This window comes from Streptomyces sp. YIM S03343, assembly GCF_054729195.1.
Genome location: NZ_JBPUKX010000001.1, coordinates 4,358,781 through 4,376,300 on the forward strand (window position 1 = coordinate 4,358,781; position 17,520 = coordinate 4,376,300).

A 17,520-nucleotide genomic window follows, 5' to 3' on the forward strand; every position below is an offset into this window, starting at 1 on the left:
GCCCCCGTGCGGCAGGCACGGGGGCACGGGGGCACCGGGTGGGGGAAGGGGCGGTCAGTTCTTGATGGTGTAGGAGTCGCCGTACGTCTTCCAGGTCAGCGGCGGGTCGAGGTCCAGGTTGCCGGCCTTGAGGAAGACGCGCTGCTCGGTGTCGACCCGGCTGGTGTCGTCGTGGGCCGCCTCGGTGAGCATCGCGGCCTTGCGGGCGTCGAGGAAGGCGTTGAGGTACGTGGTCTCGTCGCCGCCCTGCGCCGGGGTCTTGGCCTTCTTCATGGCGGCCTTGCGGATACCGCCGAAGCTGACGCCGTCGTCGCCGGGGCCGTGCATCACGATGGCGTCGTAGTAGATGAACTGGCCCAGCGCGCGCAGGCCGTCCGCCTTCGCCTGCTTGACCGACGGGTCGAAGTAGACACGGTCGCGCTCGTTGTTCTGCGCGGTCTGGAAGACGGTGTCCTTGGCGGCGGTCTTCCAGTCGCTCACGAAGGCGTTGCCCAGACCGGTGTGGGACTCCGTGCCGTTGACCTTCTTCAGCGCGGGCAGGTACTTCGCGAGCGGGTTGCCGGGCTCGGCGTCGGTGTACGCCTGCACCAGCTCCAGCATGTCGCCGGTGCCGGAGCAGAAGCCTATGATCCCGGCCGTGTAACCGCGGCCGTCACCGATGTCCTCGATGTACGCGTACTGGGCCTTCCAGTCCAGCGAGGAGTTCTCGGCGGAGCTGACGAGCTCCATCGCGATCTCCTTCTTGCGCGCGTCGTCCAGACCGGTCCCGGAGGCGGTGGTCCGCGTGGCCGTCGCGGTGGGCTTCGGGGTCGCCGACGCGGTGGCGGTGGGCTTGGCGGTGGCCGTCGGCGTCGCGGACGGGGTGGACTCCGGGGACTTGACCGTGGCGATGTTGGTCAGGCCCTTTCCTCCGGTGGCGGTGTTGGAGGTGGTCACCGTGTTCTTCGTGGCGCACTTGCTGTTGTCGGTGACGTTGATGCCGTAGCCATTGGCGCCGGACAGGGTGAACTTGTTGCCGCTGAAGGCGTTGCCGCAGCCGTAGGCGGCGTACGCGTTGTGGACCTGGAAGCCGTCGGTGTACGGGTGGCTGACGGTGTTCGAGGAGACGGTGTAGCCGTCGCCCTTGAGGTCGATCGTCGAGTCACCGGAGTTCTGGTTCTTCTCACCGGTGCCGTCGAGGGTGTTGCCGCTGATCGTGCCGGCCTTGGTGCCCTCCTTGACGTCGATGCCCTCGGCGGCCACATTCGGGCCGATGCGGTTGTTCAGGACCTGGACGTGGTCGGAGGCGTCCACGCCGGTCGACCCGGCGAACTGGTCCCAGTTGCTGTGGGCCGAGCCGATGTAGACACCCTCGCCGTACTGCGGGGCGGTGGTGCCGGTGTCGTGGACGGACGAGTTCTTGATCACCCCGTAGGAGCTGCCCGAGCGGAAGTGCACGCCCTCGTAACCGATGTGACGGACGGTCACCTTGTCGATCGTGACGTGCGAGGAGGCATCCATGACGATGCCCTTCTTCGCGTTGTCCACGGTGAAGCCGGTGAGGTTCCAGTACGGCGCGCCCTTCAGCCACAGGCCGTAGCCGTTGCCGCCGTTGGAGGTGAGGACGGCGCCGGCGCCTCCGGTCAGGGTGATCGGAGCGGCGGCGGTGCCGGGGGTGGTGCTCGTGAACTGGCCGGAGTAGGTGCCGTCGGCCAGCTTGATGGTCGTGCCGGGCTGCGCCGCGGCCAGTGCGGACCGCAGTTGCGCCGCGGTGGCGACGCTGATCGTCGCGTTCTTCGCAGTCTTCGGAGCCGAGGTCGCCATCGCCTGGATACCGGTGAACGCGAGGGCGCCCGCGCCGAGGACCGCGGCTCCGGTGATCACCGCGGGATGCTTGACGCCACGACGCCGGTGGCCGTGTTGTGCACGAGGGGCCATGAGGACGGTCTCCTGTGGGTTCCCGGGCGAGCGCGGGCCGGTGGTGCCGTAGCGGCACCGGGGCCTCATCGCCGCCTCGACGGGGGCTGTTTCGATGGTCCGGCCGGGCGGTCGGATCTCTGGCGGAGGAATCGACGCCGGGTGCGGCGACTCCCGCAATTGGAAACTAACTTTCCGAATGCGAGACCAGATCCTGGCTCCGTTGTCGGAAGCCCGTCAAGCACAGCGGAACCACCCCACCGCCCCCGCCGAAGCCCGGCCCACCACATCGGCCGAGCCCCACCCCGACCCTCTCCAGCACCCCTGACCAGCCACTTCCTTCCACCCCACCCGCAACACCGGACACGCACACCCCGTCGGCCCGGCCTCCGTCCGAAGAGGTGAGCCGCCCATCCCTAACCCGATTTACGGCCGCCTTAAGGCGGGCTTGACCCTCGCGGGCCCCTCGGGGGCCGGGCTGGAACACCCGACCGGGTGAAACACGGCAAGAGCCCGGTCCTGGCAGCCGACCGTGGTGGTCGGTGGCCTGGCCGGGCTCCTGGTCGGTTGGGGCGGGGGTCACTCCCCGTCCGTGTCGGCCTCGCCGTCGGTTTCGTCCGCGTCGTTGACCTCCTGCTCCAGGCCGAGCTGCTCGACCAGCCACTTGTCGAACTCGATCGCGGCCCGCACCCAGCTGACCGTGGAGGAGACGAAGTGGTTGAGGTCGACGCCCGTGCCGATCAGCATCTGGGCCTCACCGATGAGACGGACGGTGCCGTCGTCGTGGGTGTGGCTGTAGACCTTGGGCCACAGCGTCCTGCGGTTCCAGTCGTCGATGGACTCCAGGAGCTGCGGCTTCTCGTCGATCTTGTGGGGACGGTCGTAGAAGGTCCGCACCGAGAAGACCGCCTGTTCGGCCTCCCCGCGGAACATGAAGTACGTACGGAACTGCTCCCACGGCGCCGCGAGGTCCCCCTCGTCGTCGACGACGTACTTGAGCTCCATCTGGTCGAGGAGCTGCTTCACGAGGTCCTGATCCGGGACGACGGGGCCCGCCGGTCCTTGGGGCTGCGGCTCGGGCTGGCCCCCGAAGTTCGGAATCGAGGACGGATCGATGGTCACCGTGTTTTTCCCTTCGTACGGATCCTGCCATCCTCCCTCATCCGGGGAGGGGGGTGGCAACCCCGACAGGGGTGTGGGGGCGAGGGTGATCCGATCCGGTCAGCCGGTGGGCGGACAGGCGCCGCGAGGCCCCGCCACACCGGGTGACGGGGCCTCGCGGCGCGTGTCCGGCGGGCGGGCGGCTACAGCGTCTTGCCGGTCGCCGGGCCCACGATCAGGCCCTCGCCGAAGACGTCCACACGGACCGTGTCGCCGTCCTTGACCTCCCCGGAGAGGATCTCCCGGGCCAGCCGGTCACCGATGGCGGTCTGGACGAGGCGGCGCAGTGGGCGGGCGCCGTAGGCCGGGTCGTTGCCCTCCTCGGCGAGCCAGGCCAGGGCCTCCGGGGTGATCTCCAGGCTGAGGCGGCGTTCGGCGAGCCGCTTGGCCAGGCGGTCGATCTGGAGGCGTGCGATACGGCCCAGTTCCTCCTTGCTGAGCGCGGAGAACACCACCAGGTCGTCGAGACGGTTGAGGAACTCCGGCTTGAAGGAGATCCTCACGACCTCCAGGACCTGCCGCTTCTTCTCCTCCTCGGTCAGCGCCGGGTCCACCAGGAACTGGCTGCCCAGGTTGGAGGTGAGGACCAGGATGGCGTTGCGGAAGTCGACCGTGCGGCCCTGACCGTCCGTCAGGCGGCCGTCGTCCAGCACCTGGAGGAGGACGTCGAAGACCTCGGGGTGGGCCTTCTCCACCTCGTCGAGCAGCACCACGCTGTACGGGCGCCTGCGTACCGCCTCCGTGAGCTGGCCACCCTCTTCGTAGCCGACATAGCCGGGCGGTGCGCCGACCAGGCGGGCGACGCTGTGCTTCTCGCCGTACTCCGACATGTCGATACGGACCATCGCCCGCTCGTCGTCGAAGAGGAAGTCGGCGAGTGCCTTGGCGAGTTCGGTCTTGCCGACGCCGGTCGGGCCGAGGAAGAGGAAGGAGCCGGTGGGCCGGTCCGGGTCGGCGATGCCGGCGCGGCTGCGGCGTACGGCGTCCGACACGGCCCGTACCGCCTCCGACTGGCCGATCAGGCGTTTGCCCAGCTCGTCCTCCATGCGCAGCAGCTTCTGTGTCTCGCCCTCCAGGAGACGGCCGGCCGGGATGCCGGTCCAGGACGCGACGACGTCCGCGATGTCGTCGGGGCCGACCTCCTCCTTGACCATGGTGTTGCGGGCGGCCTCCTCCTCGGCCTCGGTGGCCTCCGCGAGATCCCGCTCCAGGGCGGGGATCTCGCCGTAGAGCAGCTTGGACGCGGTGTCGAAGTCGCCGTCGCGCTGGGCGCGTTCGGCCTGGCCGCGCAGATCGTCGAGGCGTTCCTTCAGCTCGCCGACCCGGTTGAGGGACTCCTTCTCCTTCTCCCAGCGGGCGTTGAGGCCGCGTAGCTCCTCCTCCTTGTCGGCGAGGTCGCGGCGCAGCTTCTCCAGGCGCTCCCGGGAGGCCGCGTCGGTCTCCTTGGCGAGGGCCAGCTCCTCCATCTTCAACCGGTCGACGGCGCGCTGGAGTTCGTCGATCTCGACGGGCGAGGAGTCGATCTCCATACGGAGCCGGGAGGCGGCCTCGTCGACGAGGTCGATGGCCTTGTCGGGCAGGAAGCGGGAGGTGATGTAGCGGTCGGAGAGGGTGGCCGCCGCGACCAGCGCGCTGTCCGCGATCTGCACCTTGTGGTGGGCCTCGTAGCGGCCCTTGAGCCCGCGCAGGATCGCGATGCTGTCCTCGACGGTCGGCTCGGCGACCAGCACCTGCTGGAAGCGCCGTTCCAGCGCAGGGTCCTTCTCGATCCGCTCGCGGTACTCGTCGAGCGTGGTCGCGCCGACCATCCGCAGCTCGCCGCGGGCCAGCATGGGCTTGAGCATGTTGCCGGCGTCCATCGCGCTGTCGCCGCCCGCGCCCGCGCCGACGACGGTGTGCAGTTCATCGATGAAGGTGATGATCTGGCCGTCGGAGTCCTTGATCTCGGCCAGCACCGTCTTCAGGCGCTCCTCGAACTCGCCCCGGTACTTCGCCCCCGCGACCATCGCGCCGAGGTCGAGCGCGACCAGCCGCTTGTTCTTGAGGGACTCGGGCACGTCGCCCTTCACGATCCGCTGGGCGAGGCCCTCCACGACGGCGGTCTTGCCGACGCCGGGCTCGCCGATGAGCACGGGGTTGTTCTTGGTGCGACGGGACAGCACCTGCACGACCCGGCGGATCTCCTGGTCGCGCCCGATGACCGGGTCGAGCTTGCCCTCGCGGGCGGCGGCGGTGAAGTCGGTGCCGAACTTCTCCAGGGCCTTGTACTGCCCCTCGGGGTCGGCGGTGGTCACCCGACGGCCGCCGCGGGCCTTCTGGAACGCCTCCTGGAGCTTCCCGGCGCTCGCGCCCTGCTTGGTGAGGACGTCACCGGCCGCGCCACCCTTCGCGGCGATACCGATGATCAGATGTTCGGTGGAGAGGTACTCGTCGCCCAGCTCCTTGGCCCGGCGCTGCGCGTCCGCGAGGACGGCGAGCAGCTCGCGGTTGGGCTGCGGCGGTGCGACCGTGGAGCCGGTCACGCTGGGCAGCTGGGCCAGCACGCGCTCCGCTGCGGAGCGTACGGCGGCCTGGTCGGCGTCGGTGGCCGCCAGCAGGTCGATGATGTTCTCGTTGTCCTGGCCCTCAAGCAGCGCCAGGAGCAGGTGGGCGGGGGTGAGGTCGGGGTGGCCCCCGGTCACGGCACGGTTGCTGGCCGCGTTGATCGCGTCCCGGCTCCTGTTGGTCAGCTCGGCTTCCACGTTCGCTTTCTCCTCCTCGCCTCAGTCAGCCCCACTACTGACTCCCTCAGCGTACACAAAGTTGAGTCTATTCCGCTCAAGTACGGGATGGGTACGAGATACGGCTACTGGATGGGTGGGATCCGCCGGCGAAACCCGGCGAAGCCCCGGTTAGATTCCAGAACCATGGCGACGTATCCCCAAGACCCGGGCGCACCCGACGCCCCGTACCTCTCCTTCTGGCAGGAGCGGCATCTCTGCACGCTCACCACGCTCCGGCCGGACGGCAGCCCGCATGTGGTGCCGGTCGGGGTGACGTACGACCCCGCGGCCCGGCTGGCCCGGGTGATCACGGACAAGGGGAGCGCGAAGGTACGCCATGTTCTTACATCCGGGCCGGACGGGGCGCGGGTCGCGGTGTGCCAGGTGGACGGGCGGCGCTGGGCCACGCTGGAGGGGCTGGCCGTCGTACGGGCCGAGCCCGAGCAGGTCGCGGAGGCGGAACGGCGGTACGCCGAGCGGTACGGGCATGCGCCGCGGCCGAATCCGTCCCGGGTGGTGATCGAGATCGCGCTGACGCGGGCTACGGGGCGCGGGTGAGCGCGTATGACACGAGCGGGGGCGCATGCGGGCGACAGAGGCGGGCCGCACACGGGTGACACAAACAGCCGCCGCGCACGGGCGCCATACCCGGCCGCCGCGCATGGACGAGTTTCAGCCAAGACCGGGATACGGCCGGTGTCCTGAAATATCGGCTCAAAACTGCAGCGGCGTCACCGTGTTCAGGTCACGGTGACGCCGCTGCGGGGGGAAGCACCTGAGGCGATCTTTTACGACGGGGGAATCGCGTCAGGCACTGCGGGGGGTGGCTGAAATAGTCTGTATGTCCGCGCTGTCCGGCTCAACCAGCCGGTGATCCCGCTGATCCAGGTTCACAAAGATCATTCCGTACCGTATGGCACACCGCACCGGCTGCGGCGCGCCGCGCGGCCTGCGCAGACATCGGTAGGCCCGTACGTCCTCGTCCTCGTCCCGCGTGACGACCACCGGCTCGCCGAACACGGTCACCATCAGCGAGTCCCCGCTGTGCGGGATCGCGGTGACCAGGTCGATGAAGTGCCAGCCGGAGCGGTAGGCGGTGGCCATTTCCCGGCGGAACGAGCGGTCGTCCGGGGGAGTGGTCATGCCGTGACACCCGCCTGGACGCTGTCCCAGCCGAGGTCCTGCGAACCGTCCGACGCCTTCACGACCGCCTGGGCACTGTCCCAGCCGAGGTCGCCCGGAACATCCGCCGCGCTCACGACGGTCGCACTGCTGTCCCAGCCCAGGTCCAGCTTGCTGCTGTCCCAGCCGAGATCCAGCTTGCTGCTGTCCCAGCCCAGGTCACCCGGAACGTTCGCCGCGCCGACTACCGCCGTGCTGCTGTCCCAGCCGAGATCGAGCTTGCCGTTGTCCCAGCCGAGGTCCTGCGAACTGTCGGACACGCTCACGACCGCCGTGCTGCTGTCCCAGCCGAGGTCCAGAGTGCTCGCCGCGCCGAAGACCAGTCCCGCGGAGAAGGCAACGGCAAGTATCGAGCGAAGCGTTCTCTTGCACATGGTGGGCTTCGTCCTCACTTCCCCTGTGTCTCTCCCCCGCCCTCAAGACGATGGCTCATCAAGCCACGTCAAAGCCACAGCAGCGGTGCATCATGTTCCTGCATGTTCAGGACCCTGGGGGGTGGAGATTTGCCGAATACAGCTAAAAAAGGGACACATCCTCATGGCATGACGGAGCTTTGCGATGCCGGCAAGCGACTGTACGCCGACGCGCTCCGTCTGGGACGCGTCGCCCGCTCGGAGGCCGGACCGGCCCCCTGCCTGCTGGAGTTCGCGCTGCTCCATCCGGATCCGGACGACCCGACCTGGCTCCAGCCCGTCCCCCCGGCCATCGCTCTCGCACAGCGTCTGCACCCCCTCGAACGCGAGATCCAGGAGCGCCGCCACGAGGCCACCGAACTGACCGACTCCTTCGAGCCGTTCATGGCCATCAGCGCCCAGAGCCCAGGTGAGACGCACGCGGTCACCGTGCACGAGGGCATCGAGCGCATCAACGCGGCCATCGAACGGGCCACCCACGAGTGCCAGTCGGAGGTGCTGACCGTCCAACCCGGGGGCGGGCGCAGCGAACACGTCCTGGAGACCGCCCTCAAACGCGGCCAGGACGTCATCGGACGCGGCATCACCATGCGGACGCTGTACCAGCACACGGCCCGGCACAGCCAGGGCACGCTCGCCTACGCCGAGATGATGGCGAAGGGCAAGGTGGAGATCCGGACGCTCGAAGAACTCATCGATCGCCTGATGATCTTCGACCGCGCGGTCGCCTTCATACCGGCCCGCGACGACCGTCAGATCGCCCTGGAGCTGCGGCATCCCGGCCTCGTCCAGTACCTCGTGAAGGTCTTCGAGCAGTTGTGGCGCCGCGCCGCGCCCCTCCTGGAGGAGCCCGCCTACGCGCCCCCCACCGACGGCATCACCGGCGTCCAGCGGTCCATAGCGAAGCTGCTGATCGAGGGTCATGTCGACGAGGCGATCGCCCGCCGGCTCGGCATGAACGTCCGCACCTGCCGCGCCCACATCGCCAAGCTCGCCGCCGCCCTCGGCAGCGGCAGCCGGGCCCAACTCGGTTATCTGATCGCCCAGTCGGGCCTGCTGGACCAGGAGCACTGAAGCATCGCCGAGCTCGGAGGAGTGCCGCCCCCGCGTTTGCGGGCCTGATCCGAAACCCGCATCTGCGGGCATGATCCGTTCCCTGTGTCCGCGGGCGTGATCCGAACCCCGTGTCCGCGGGCCTGATCCAAACCCTGTGTCCGCGGGCCTGATCCAAACCCTGTGTCCGCGGGCCTGATCCAAACCCTGTGTCCGCGGGCATGATCCAAACGAGCGGCCCTGACGCACCGGCGGACAGGGCCGCACGCCGGACGACCGGCCCGCGTACGGGCGCCGGACGCGATGGATACTCGGACCGGACGGAGGATGCATGTCATGAACGCGGCGGCACATCCGGAGCACGGTGTCGAGGACCTGTGCCCGGTCGGCGAGAAGCTCTACGAACGCGCCCTGCGCGACGGCCGGGTGGCCGCCGCGGAGGCCGCTGAGGCACCCTGTCTGGTCGGCCACGGCCTGCTGCAGCCCGCCGTGGACGATCTGGACCGGCTGGAGCCCGTGCCGCCCGCCCTCGCCCTGCACCGGCTGCTGCGCGCCTCCGCGACCCGGATCGCGGACGAACGGCGCCGCGAGGAGCGGCTGGCGGCTTCGTTCGAACGGCTGCTGCGGCTCGACGGGGGCCGTACGGCGGCCACGGCCGAGACCCCGACGCTGCGGATCCTCAGCGGCACCGACCGGATCAACCAGGTCATCACCGACGCCATGGCGGAGGCGTGCCGGGAGACCCTGTGCATCCAGCCGCACGCCCACTACGACGACCACCGCAACGAGGTGGCCCGGTCCCGCGCCCGCGCCCGTGACCAGGCGTTACTGGACCGCGACGGCCGGATCCGCACCCTCTACCAGCACACCCAGCGCCACTCCCCGGCGATCCTCGCCAACTGCGAGGCGCTGCGCGGCGACGTGGAGTGCCGCACCCTGGACGAGGTCACCGACCGGCTCATCGTCATCGACCGGACGGTGGCGTTCATCCCGGCGGGCGAGGACGGCCGCCTGGCACTGGAGGTCCGCCACCCCGCACTGCTCGACTACTTCGTGACGACCTTCGAACGGCTGTGGCGGCTGGCCACGCCGATGTACCCGAGCGCGGTACGCCCGCCCGCCCCGGACGGCGTCACAGCCCGCCAGCGCGCCATCGCGGCCCTGCTGGTCGAGGGCCACACCGACGCGGTGATCGCCAAACGCCTCGGCATGAACGTCCGCACCGCCCGCGTCCACATCGCCAAGCTCGCCGCAACCCTGGGCAGCGAGAGCCGCGCCCAACTGGGCTTCCTCATCGCCCGCTCGGGGATCCTCGACCGGGAGGGATGAGTCTCGCCCCCGCCGCCCCTTCCCGTTCCCGTCCCTGGGGGCTGCGCCCCCAGACCCCCCTTGTCGGCCCTTCGGGCCTCGTCCTCAAACGCCGGACGGGCTAAAAATCAGCCCCTCCGGCGTTTGAGGAGCGGGGGGACGGGGGCGGAGCCCCCGTGACGGGACGGGAAGGGGCGGCGGGGGCGAAAGGCGCTGCACCCACCACCGGTCCCGCCGGGCCCGGCGAACCCGTCGAGCCCCGTGGGCAGTCGAGGCCGACCTGGGCGATGCGTACGCCCAGTTGTGTGCGGTTCGCCGCGCCGAGTGTCTCGGAGAGACGGGCGATATGGGCCCGGCAGGTACGCACGCTGATGCCGAGGCGTTCCGCGATCGCCGCGTCCTGGTGGCCCTCGGCGAGCAGCGCGGCGATGGACTGCTCACGGTGCGAGATGCCCTCGATACCGGTGTCCGGCAGCGGCGCGGTCAGCGGGATCGCCAGCCGCCACAGCCGCTCGAAGACGGTCATCAGATAGCCGACCAGCGCGGGATGGCGCAGTTCCAGGGCCATCGTGCGGTCGGTGTTGGCGGGGACGAAGGCGACGGTGCGGTCGAACAGGATCAGCCGGTCGATCACCTCGTCGAGGGTGCGTGCCTCGACCGCGTCGCCCATCAGCTCCAGGTAGTTGAGCAGGCCCTGGCCGTGCCGGGCGACGTGCGTGTAGAGGTCGCGCATCCGCACTCCGCGGCCGCGCAGGGCGAGCGCCCGGTGCAGGCCCTCGGTGAGCTCGTCCTCCCTGCGGATGCCGCCGGGCTGCACGGTGAGGACCTCGGTGGTGCAGGCCTCGGTGGCCTCGTCCATCGCGGCCTGGATACGGGAGAGGCCGTCCAGGACGCGGATCGCGGTGCCCTCGGGCGATGAGGGCGCCTGGAGCCGGTGGCCGAGCCCGGCGTACCGCTCGATGGCCTCGACGGCGGAGCCGACGCGGCTGTGGCTGGCGGTGACCTCGTCGTAGACGCCGCGCAGCAGCCGGGTCATGACCTCCTGCGGGGAGGTGGGCACCAGCCAGTCCATGTCGTCGGGGTCGGGGTGCAGCAGGGCCAGCTCCAGCAGGCAGGGCACCCGGTCCGCCTCCCCGCGCCGCACCCGGCCGCGGCGTACCGCCCGGGAGTACACACGGTCCCCCTCCTCGCACAGCCGGTCCGCACCGTGCGGATGCTGCCCCGCCGTATGCCCGGCCATCGCCCATCTCACCCCCGAAGACCCGCCTGTTCCACGGTCCGCCCGCGGGGCGCAACAGCGCGTGTCGAGACCCCTCGGCTCCGCAACTATGCGCGGCCGGGACCTGCTCCGCAACACGGCTCTTCGCACTACGGACGGCGCAAACCACCGGTATCCACCGCTATTTCCGGGCCTCCGCCCGTCGCATTGCAACAAGCTGACGGTGGTGTGGCGGTGTGGCAGCGTGCATCGTGGATTCCGCTTCCCCAGGGTGCCCGTCACCCGACTCCGGTCCCGTTCAGGCTCCCCGCCGTCCCGGGACCGCCGCACGGCCGACACCCCCGGAAAGCACGACGCCGCATCGCGTCCACGGGGGTGGCGCGATGCGGCGAGGGCGGGCGGCGGCCCGGGGGGACCGCCGCCGCTCAGGGCACGGGCGGGGGTAGGGGGGCGGAGGCGGGCCGGGAGGGGAGCCCGGCCCGCGGGTCCGCTGCTGACCGCGCGACAAGCGCTGCGGGCCGCACGCTGCGGGCAGCGGACAGCAGGCAGCAGGCAGCGGGCAGCAGGCTCCGGACCGCAGGCTGCGGGCTACTTCAGGCCCACGGCGGCGCACTCCGACTTGTACTTGCCCGCGCAGATCTCGGACTGCTTGTAGATGTTGTCCGCGATCACGGTTTCCTTGATGTTGTCCTTCGTCAGGGCGGTCACGGCGACCAGCTGGGCCGGGATCTTCTTGTTGGTGGGGCTGTCGACCTGGTCGCGGGTGAGCGCGTCGAACTGGATGTCCTTGCCCTGGACACGGGCCACGGCCATCTGCGCGGCAGCCTCGGCCTCCGCCGGGTAGGACTTGTAGATGCTCATGTACTGCGTGCCGTCCAGGATGCGCTGCACACCGGCGAGTTCCGCGTCCTGGCCGGTGATGGGCGGCAGGTTGGTGACGCCCGCGGCCTCGAAGGCCTGGATGATGCCGCCGGCCATGCCGTCGTTGGCGGCGTAGACACCGGCGATGTTGCTCGCGCCGATCGCCCTGATCGACTCAGCCATGTTGGCCTGGGCGTTCTCCGGCTTCCAGTCCTTGGTGTCGTAGGACTTGGCGATCGTCACCTTGCCGTTCAGCTCGGACAGGGCGCCCTGCTTGAACTGCTTGGCGTTCGGGTCGGTGGGCGAACCGTTCATCATGACGATCTTGGTGGAGGTCCCGACGCTGCCCATCGCCTCGAGCAGGGTGCGGCCCTGCACCTCGCCGACGAGCTCGTTGTCGAAGGAGATGTACGCGTCGATCGGGCCCTCGGCCAGCCGGTCGTAGGCGATGACCGGGATGCCCGCCTCCTTGGCCTTCTTGACGCCGGACGCGATGCCGTGCGAGTCGACGGCGTCGAGCAGGATGATGTCGACCTTCTCGTCGATCATCTGCTGGAGCTGCTTGGCCTGCGTCTTGGCGTCGGCGTCGGCGTTCTCGTAGAGCACCTTGCCCTGCTTCTTGGTGAGGCTGGCGACGTGCTCCTTGATGATCGGGTAGTCGAAGTCGTCGTACCGAGTGTTGGCCTTCTCCGGGAGCAGCAGGCCGATGGTGACATCGTTGCCTTTGGTCGGACTGGCGCTCGCGCTGTCCCCTGAAGCGTTGAGCACCCCACATCCGGCGAGCGAAAGGGTAACCGTGGACGCGGCCAAGGATATGGCGATACGACGCATTAGGGGGCTCACTTCACGTGCGTTTCCGGGGCATGGGCGCAGCGCACTGCGGCCCAAGATGTCTGGGCAGCATGAAGACCCAGATGACTCAAAAGCCAACGCTCCCGGCAGGCCCAGCGTCAAGAGCAATACTTAACGAGTGCGCAACGCCACGCTCCGCAAGTCCTGTGAAGGGATTGTGAAATCACCATCAATGGTTCTTTACGGACCCTTCACCCAGCCGGAGTTCAGGGGAAGGTAAAGATCCGCACATCCGATCCCCCTTCCCCGCGCGTTCCTCTCGAGTCGCGAGGGGCACCGCTCCCGGGGCCGTTCGCTGCCCGTTCGACGCCCGATCAGAAGATCGAACGAAGTCGGCCACCCCTCCCGCACGCTGTGCCGCCCAGGACCCCGCCAAGCCCCGTCAAACCCCATCAGGCCCTGACAGCCGCCGTCGTTTCCCCCTGCCGGCGACACGGGGAGAAGACGGCGAAGAGACGACGAAGAGACGGCGAAGACCGACGAAGAGACGGCGAAGAGACGACGAAGAGGCCCGGAGGATGTCTCCTCCGGACCCCTCGCAGAGTCACCGGCCCCGGCCGCAGGTCAGTCCTGCTGCCGCTTCGGCCGCCAGACGACCAGCGCGCTGGTCTGCTGGACCTCCTGATACGGCACCAGGTCGCGCCGGTACGAGGCGTGCACCGCGGCCTCGCGCTGGCGCATTGCGGCCGCCGCGCCGTCCAACGCCGCCTCCAGTTCCGCCACCCGGGACTGGAGCGCGACGACCTGGTTCTCCAGTTCGATGATGCGCTTGATACCCGCCAGGTTTATGCCCTCGTCCTGCGACAACTGCTGCACCTGGCGGAGCAGTTCGATGTCACGGGCCGAGTAGCGCCGGCCCCGGCCCGCGGTGCGGTCCGGGGAGACCAGGCCCAGGCGGTCGTACTGGCGCAGCGTCTGCGGGTGCAGTCCGGAGAGCTGGGCCGCCACCGAGATGACGTAGACCGGGGTCTCCTCGGTCAGTTCATACGGATTTCGTCGACGGCCGTCCATCACCTTCAAGCTCCCTTCGCGGCCTCGAACAGCTGCGCCCGCGGATCCTCGCCCGCGGTCGCCTCGCGATACGCCTCAAGTGCGTCACGAGCCTTCCCCGGCAGGTCCTTCGGGACACTCACCTCGACGGTGACCAGAAGGTCGCCGCGGGTGCCGTCCTTGCGGACCGCGCCCTTGCCCCGGGCGCGCATGGTGCGGCCGTTGGGCGTGCCGGCGGGCAGCTTCAGGGTGACCGGCGGCCCGCCCAGGGTGGGCACCCGGATCTCGCCGCCGAGCGCCGCCTCCGTGAAGGTGACGGGCACGGTGACGGTCAGGTTGTCGTCCTTGCGGCCGAACACCGGGTGGGGCCCGACGTGGACCGTGACATACAGGTCCCCGGCCGGGCCGCCGCGCTCGCCCGGGGCGCCCTTGCCGCGCAGCCGGATCCGCTGCGAGTCGGTGACGCCCGCGGGGATGCGCACCTGCATGGTGCGGGAGGACTTGGCGCGGCCGCTGCCCTTGCACTCCAGGCAGGGATGCTCGGCGATGAGACCGCGGCCCTTGCAGTCGGGGCAGGGGTCGGTGAGCGAGAAGCCGCCGCCCGAACCCCGGGCCACCTGCCCGGTGCCGACACAGGTCGGGCACACGCGCGGGGTGCCGTTCTTGTCGCCGGTGCCGGAGCACGCCTTGCACGGGGCCTGCGAGGACATCCGCAACGGGACGGTGGCGCCCTCGATGGCCTCCGTGAAGCTCAGGGTGACCTCGGACTCGATGTCCTGACCGCGCCGCGGCTGGGTCCGCGTACCCGTGCCGCCCCGGTTGAACAGGCCGCCGAAGACGTCCCCCAGGCCGCCGCCGAAACCGCCGGCGCCCTGCTGGCCGCCCTGGGTGCCGCCGCCGAAGAGGTCGCCCAGGTCGAAGTTGAAGGAGCCGCCGCCCGCTCCGGGACCGGGGCGGAAGCCGCCGTTGCCGAACAGGGCGCGGGCCTCGTCGTACTCCTTGCGCTTCTTGGGGTCACCGAGGATGTCGTTCGCCTCGGAGATCTCCTTGAAACGTTCCTCCGCCTTGGCGTTGCCCTTGTTGGCGTCCGGGTGGAACTCGCGCGCGAGCTTCCGGTACGCCTTCTTGATCTCGGCCTCGGTGGCGTCCTTGGGGACGCCGAGGACCTTGTAGTAGTCCTTCTCGATGAAGTCCTTGGTGCTCATCCCCGACGTCCCTCCTTCCGCTCGTCGAACCGCTCGTCGAGCCTTGTGTCAGCCCTCCTCCGGGCCACCGCTCTCCTTGTCGTCGCCCGCCGCGGTCTCGTCCGCCGTGTCGGCCTTGACGGTCTGCGCGCCGGGCTGGGGCTCGGCGACCGCCACGCGCGCGGGGCGGATGGTGCGCTCGCCGATCCGATACCCGGGCTGGAGAATCGCCACGCACGTCGTCTCGGTGACGTCCGGCGCGTACGAGTGCATCAGGGCCTCGTGGACCGTCGGGTCGAAGGGCTCGCCCTCCTTGCCGAACTGCTGGAGGCCCATCTTCGCGACGACGGTCTCCACCGATTCGGCGACGGACTTGAACCCGCCGACGAGCTCGCCGTGCTCCCGCGCGCGGCCGATGTCGTCGAGCACGGGCAGGAGCTCGGTCAGGAGGTTCGCGATGGCGATCTCCTTGACCGCGATCCGGTCACGTTCGACACGGCGGCGGTAGTTCTGGAATTCGGCCTGGAGACGCTGTACGTCCCCGGTGCGCTCGGACAGCGCCGTGCGCGTCTGGTCGAGCTGGGCGATCAGACCTGCGGTCCGGTCGCTCGCGTCCCCGGCCGGGGCCGCCCCCTCCTCGGGGGCGGCCTTCGGCTCGGCGTCGTCAGGGGTGGCGCCGGAAGGGACGTCGGGCTTCTCCTCGAAGCCCGGGGTCTCCTCCGTCACGCGGCACCGTCCCTGCGCTCGTCGTCGACGATCTCGGCGTCCACGACGTCGTCGTCACCGGCGGGGGCACCGGCGGACGCGCCGCCCGTGGCCTGCGAGGCCTGGGCGTCGGCGTACATGGCCTGGCCCAGCTTCTGCGACACGGCGGCGACCTGCTCCGTGGCGGAGCGGATCGCGGCGGTGTCCTCGCCCTTGAGCTTCTCCTTCAGGTCCGCGATGGAGACCTCGACCTCGGCCTTGATCTCGCCGGGGACCTTGTCCTCGTTGTCCTTGAGGAACTTCTCCGTCTGGTAGACGAGCTGCTCGCCCTGGTTGCGGGTCTCGGCGGCCTCGCGGCGGCGGTGGTCCTCGTCCGCGTACTGCTCGGCCTCCTGGCGCATCCGGTCGACCTCGTCCTTCGGCAGCGAGGAGCCGCCGGTGACGGTCATCTTCTGCTCCTTGCCGGTGCCGAGGTCCTTCGCCGTGACGTGCATGATGCCGTTGGCGTCGATGTCGAAGGACACCTCGATCTGCGGGACGCCGCGGGGCGCCGGCGGCAGACCGGTCAGCTCGAACATGCCGAGCTTCTTGTTGTACGCCGCGATCTCGCGCTCGCCCTGGTAGACCTGGATCTGCACGGAGGGCTGGTTGTCCTCGGCGGTGGTGAAGATCTCGGAACGCTTGGTCGGGATCGTCGTGTTCCGCTCGATGAGCTTGGTCATGATGCCGCCCTTGGTCTCGATGCCGAGGGACAGCGGGGTGACGTCGAGAAGCAGAACGTCCTTGACCTCGCCCTTGAGGACACCGGCCTGGAGCGAGGCGCCGATGGCGACGACCTCGTCCGGGTTCACGCCCTTGTTGGCCTCACGGCCGCCGGTCAGCTCCTTGACGAGCTCGGCGACGGCGGGCATACGGGTGGAACCGCCGACCAGGACGACGTGGTCGATCTCGCTCAGGGCGATACCGGCGTCCTTGATGACGTTGTGGAACGGCGTCTTGCAGCGCTCCAGGAGGTCGGCCGTCAGCTGCTGGAACTGGGCGCGGGTGAGCTTCTCGTCCAGGTGCAGCGGGCCCTCGGCGGACGCCGTGATGTAGGGCAGGTTGATCGAGGTCTCGGTGGACGAGGACAGCTCGATCTTGGCCTTCTCCGCAGCCTCGCGCAGACGCTGGAGGGCCATCTTGTCCTTGGAGAGGTCCACGCCGTGGCCGGAGTGGAACTGGCGCACCAGGTAGTCGACGACACGCTGGTCCCAGTCGTCACCACCGAGGTGGTTGTCGCCGTTGGTGGCCTTCACCTCGACGACGCCGTCGCCGATCTCCAGCAGCGACACGTCGAAGGTGCCGCCACCGAGGTCGAAGACCAGGATGATCTGCTCGTCCTTGTCGAGGCCGTACGCCAGCGCGGCGGCGGTGGGCTCGTTGACGATGCGCAGCACGTTCAGACCGGCGATCTCGCCGGCCTCCTTCGTCGCCTGGCGCTCGGAGTCGTTGAAGTACGCCGGGACGGTGATGACCGCGTCGGTCACCTTCTCGCCCAGGTACGCCTCGGCGTCCCGCTTGAGCTTCTGCAGGATGAAGGCGGACATCTGCTGCGGGTTGAAGTCCTTGCCGTCCAACTGGATCTTCCAGTCGGTGCCCATGTGGCGCTTGACGGACCGGATGGTCCGGTCCACGTTGGTGACCGCCTGGCGCTTGGCGACCTCGCCGACCAGCACCTCGCCGTTCTTGGCGAAGGCGACGACGGACGGCGTGGTCCTGGCACCCTCGGCGTTGGTGATGACGGTGGGCTCGCCGCCCTCCAGAACGCTGACGACGGAGTTAGTCGTGCCCAGGTCGATGCCGACCGCACGTGCCATGGTGATTTCCTCCAGCTGACTTGAGTGGAACAGGCTCAAGTGTGCATGACGCCCGCCGCGGGGTCAACAGACCTGAGT

The 17,520-nt window shown here is 69.6% G+C and carries 14 protein-coding genes and 1 pseudogene; 3 read left to right on the forward strand and 12 right to left on the reverse strand.

Features of this window, described 5'->3' with window-relative positions; genetic code table 11:
* Window positions 1-54 precede the first annotated feature (54 nt).
* The 4 genes and pseudogenes from ACSYGN_RS18710 to clpB form a co-directional block, all read right to left on the reverse strand.
* On the reverse strand, window positions 55-900 hold the full coding sequence (locus ACSYGN_RS18710) for a chitosanase (RefSeq protein WP_460403556.1): 846 nt from the start codon (window positions 898-900) through the stop codon (window positions 55-57).
* A gap of 276 nt (window positions 901-1,176) precedes the next feature.
* Window positions 1,177-1,986, reverse strand: a pseudogene (locus tag ACSYGN_RS18715) (right-handed parallel beta-helix repeat-containing protein); the annotation flags it as partial.
* Between the two features lie 489 nt (window positions 1,987-2,475).
* Window positions 2,476-3,018 (reverse strand): type III secretion system chaperone family protein, encoded by a 543-nt coding sequence (locus tag ACSYGN_RS18720; RefSeq protein WP_460397085.1) that lies wholly within the window; start codon window positions 3,016-3,018, stop codon window positions 2,476-2,478.
* Between the two features lie 182 nt (window positions 3,019-3,200).
* Window positions 3,201-5,798 carry an ATP-dependent chaperone ClpB gene (gene clpB / locus ACSYGN_RS18725; protein WP_460397087.1) on the reverse strand — a complete coding sequence of 866 codons (2,598 nt, stop codon included), beginning with the start codon at window positions 5,796-5,798 and terminating at the stop codon, window positions 3,201-3,203.
* A 165-nt stretch (window positions 5,799-5,963) separates the two neighbouring features.
* Between clpB and ACSYGN_RS18730 the strand changes: the two genes are divergently transcribed.
* Window positions 5,964-6,377: a pyridoxamine 5'-phosphate oxidase family protein gene (locus ACSYGN_RS18730; protein WP_460397090.1), complete on the forward strand. Its 414-nt coding sequence runs from the start codon at window positions 5,964-5,966 to the stop codon at window positions 6,375-6,377.
* 249 nt (window positions 6,378-6,626) lie between these two features.
* On the opposite strand, the gene ACSYGN_RS18735 is transcribed toward ACSYGN_RS18730, so the two are convergent.
* Both ACSYGN_RS18735 and ACSYGN_RS18740 read right to left on the reverse strand, forming a co-directional pair.
* Window positions 6,627-6,962: a hypothetical protein gene (locus ACSYGN_RS18735; protein ID WP_460397092.1), complete on the reverse strand. Its 336-nt coding sequence runs from the start codon at window positions 6,960-6,962 to the stop codon at window positions 6,627-6,629.
* Window positions 6,959-7,375: a hypothetical protein gene (locus ACSYGN_RS18740; RefSeq protein WP_460397094.1), complete on the reverse strand. Its 417-nt coding sequence runs from the start codon at window positions 7,373-7,375 to the stop codon at window positions 6,959-6,961. The genes ACSYGN_RS18735 and ACSYGN_RS18740 overlap by 4 nt, the downstream gene beginning before the upstream one ends.
* A 102-nt stretch (window positions 7,376-7,477) precedes the next feature.
* Here ACSYGN_RS18740 and ACSYGN_RS18745 point away from each other — a divergent pair, with 102 nt between their 5' ends.
* Together ACSYGN_RS18745 and ACSYGN_RS18750 are read left to right on the forward strand one after the other, a co-directional pair.
* Window positions 7,478-8,488, forward strand: a complete 1,011-nt coding sequence (locus ACSYGN_RS18745) for a helix-turn-helix transcriptional regulator (protein WP_460397096.1) — start codon at window positions 7,478-7,480, stop codon at window positions 8,486-8,488.
* 315 nt (window positions 8,489-8,803) lie between these two features.
* A complete protein-coding gene (locus ACSYGN_RS18750) occupies window positions 8,804-9,796 on the forward strand; it encodes a helix-turn-helix transcriptional regulator (RefSeq protein ID WP_460397098.1) in 993 nt (330 codons plus the stop codon).
* 100 nt (window positions 9,797-9,896) lie between these two features.
* On the opposite strand, the gene ACSYGN_RS18755 is transcribed toward ACSYGN_RS18750, so the two are convergent.
* The 6 genes from ACSYGN_RS18755 to dnaK all read right to left on the reverse strand — a co-directional run bounded on the left by ACSYGN_RS18755 (window position 9,897) and on the right by dnaK (window position 17,442).
* Window positions 9,897-11,015 carry a helix-turn-helix transcriptional regulator gene (locus tag ACSYGN_RS18755; protein WP_460397100.1) on the reverse strand — a complete coding sequence of 373 codons (1,119 nt, stop codon included), beginning with the start codon at window positions 11,013-11,015 and terminating at the stop codon, window positions 9,897-9,899.
* A gap of 567 nt (window positions 11,016-11,582) precedes the next feature.
* Window positions 11,583-12,686 (reverse strand): sugar ABC transporter substrate-binding protein, encoded by a 1,104-nt coding sequence (locus ACSYGN_RS18760; RefSeq protein WP_460397102.1) that lies wholly within the window; start codon window positions 12,684-12,686, stop codon window positions 11,583-11,585.
* A gap of 585 nt (window positions 12,687-13,271) precedes the next feature.
* Entirely contained in the window at window positions 13,272-13,718 is a 447-nt protein-coding gene (locus ACSYGN_RS18765; protein WP_460397104.1) for a heat shock protein transcriptional repressor HspR, read from the reverse strand.
* A gap of 5 nt (window positions 13,719-13,723) precedes the next feature.
* On the reverse strand, window positions 13,724-14,902 hold the full coding sequence (gene dnaJ, locus ACSYGN_RS18770) for a molecular chaperone DnaJ (RefSeq protein WP_460397106.1): 1,179 nt from the start codon (window positions 14,900-14,902) through the stop codon (window positions 13,724-13,726).
* A gap of 48 nt (window positions 14,903-14,950) precedes the next feature.
* Window positions 14,951-15,607 (reverse strand): nucleotide exchange factor GrpE, encoded by a 657-nt coding sequence (gene grpE / locus ACSYGN_RS18775; protein WP_460397108.1) that lies wholly within the window; start codon window positions 15,605-15,607, stop codon window positions 14,951-14,953.
* Window positions 15,604-17,442, reverse strand: a complete 1,839-nt coding sequence (gene dnaK / locus ACSYGN_RS18780; protein WP_460397110.1) for a molecular chaperone DnaK — start codon at window positions 17,440-17,442, stop codon at window positions 15,604-15,606. The genes grpE and dnaK overlap by 4 nt, the downstream gene beginning before the upstream one ends.
* Window positions 17,443-17,520 lie beyond the last annotated feature (78 nt).

Bases quoted from the DNA above. Each gene is read 5' to 3' on its own strand.
- ACSYGN_RS18750 (WP_460397098.1), top strand. From the start codon at position 8,804: ATGAACGCGGCGGCACATCCGGAGCACGGTGTCGAGGACCTGTGCCCG.
- ACSYGN_RS18740 (WP_460397094.1), bottom strand. From the start codon at position 7,375: ATGTGCAAGAGAACGCTTCGCTCGATACTTGCCGTTGCCTTCTCCGCG.
- ACSYGN_RS18755 (WP_460397100.1), bottom strand. From the start codon at position 11,015: ATGGCCGGGCATACGGCGGGGCAGCATCCGCACGGTGCGGACCGGCTG.
- dnaK (WP_460397110.1), bottom strand. From the start codon at position 17,442: ATGGCACGTGCGGTCGGCATCGACCTGGGCACGACTAACTCCGTCGTC.
- ACSYGN_RS18745 (WP_460397096.1), top strand. From the start codon at position 7,478: ATGTTCAGGACCCTGGGGGGTGGAGATTTGCCGAATACAGCTAAAAAA.
- ACSYGN_RS18765 (WP_460397104.1), bottom strand. From the start codon at position 13,718: ATGGACGGCCGTCGACGAAATCCGTATGAACTGACCGAGGAGACCCCG.
- ACSYGN_RS18730 (WP_460397090.1), top strand. From the start codon at position 5,964: ATGGCGACGTATCCCCAAGACCCGGGCGCACCCGACGCCCCGTACCTC.
- ACSYGN_RS18760 (WP_460397102.1), bottom strand. From the start codon at position 12,686: ATGCGTCGTATCGCCATATCCTTGGCCGCGTCCACGGTTACCCTTTCG.
- ACSYGN_RS18735 (WP_460397092.1), bottom strand. From the start codon at position 6,962: ATGACCACTCCCCCGGACGACCGCTCGTTCCGCCGGGAAATGGCCACC.
- dnaJ (WP_460397106.1), bottom strand. From the start codon at position 14,902: ATGAGCACCAAGGACTTCATCGAGAAGGACTACTACAAGGTCCTCGGC.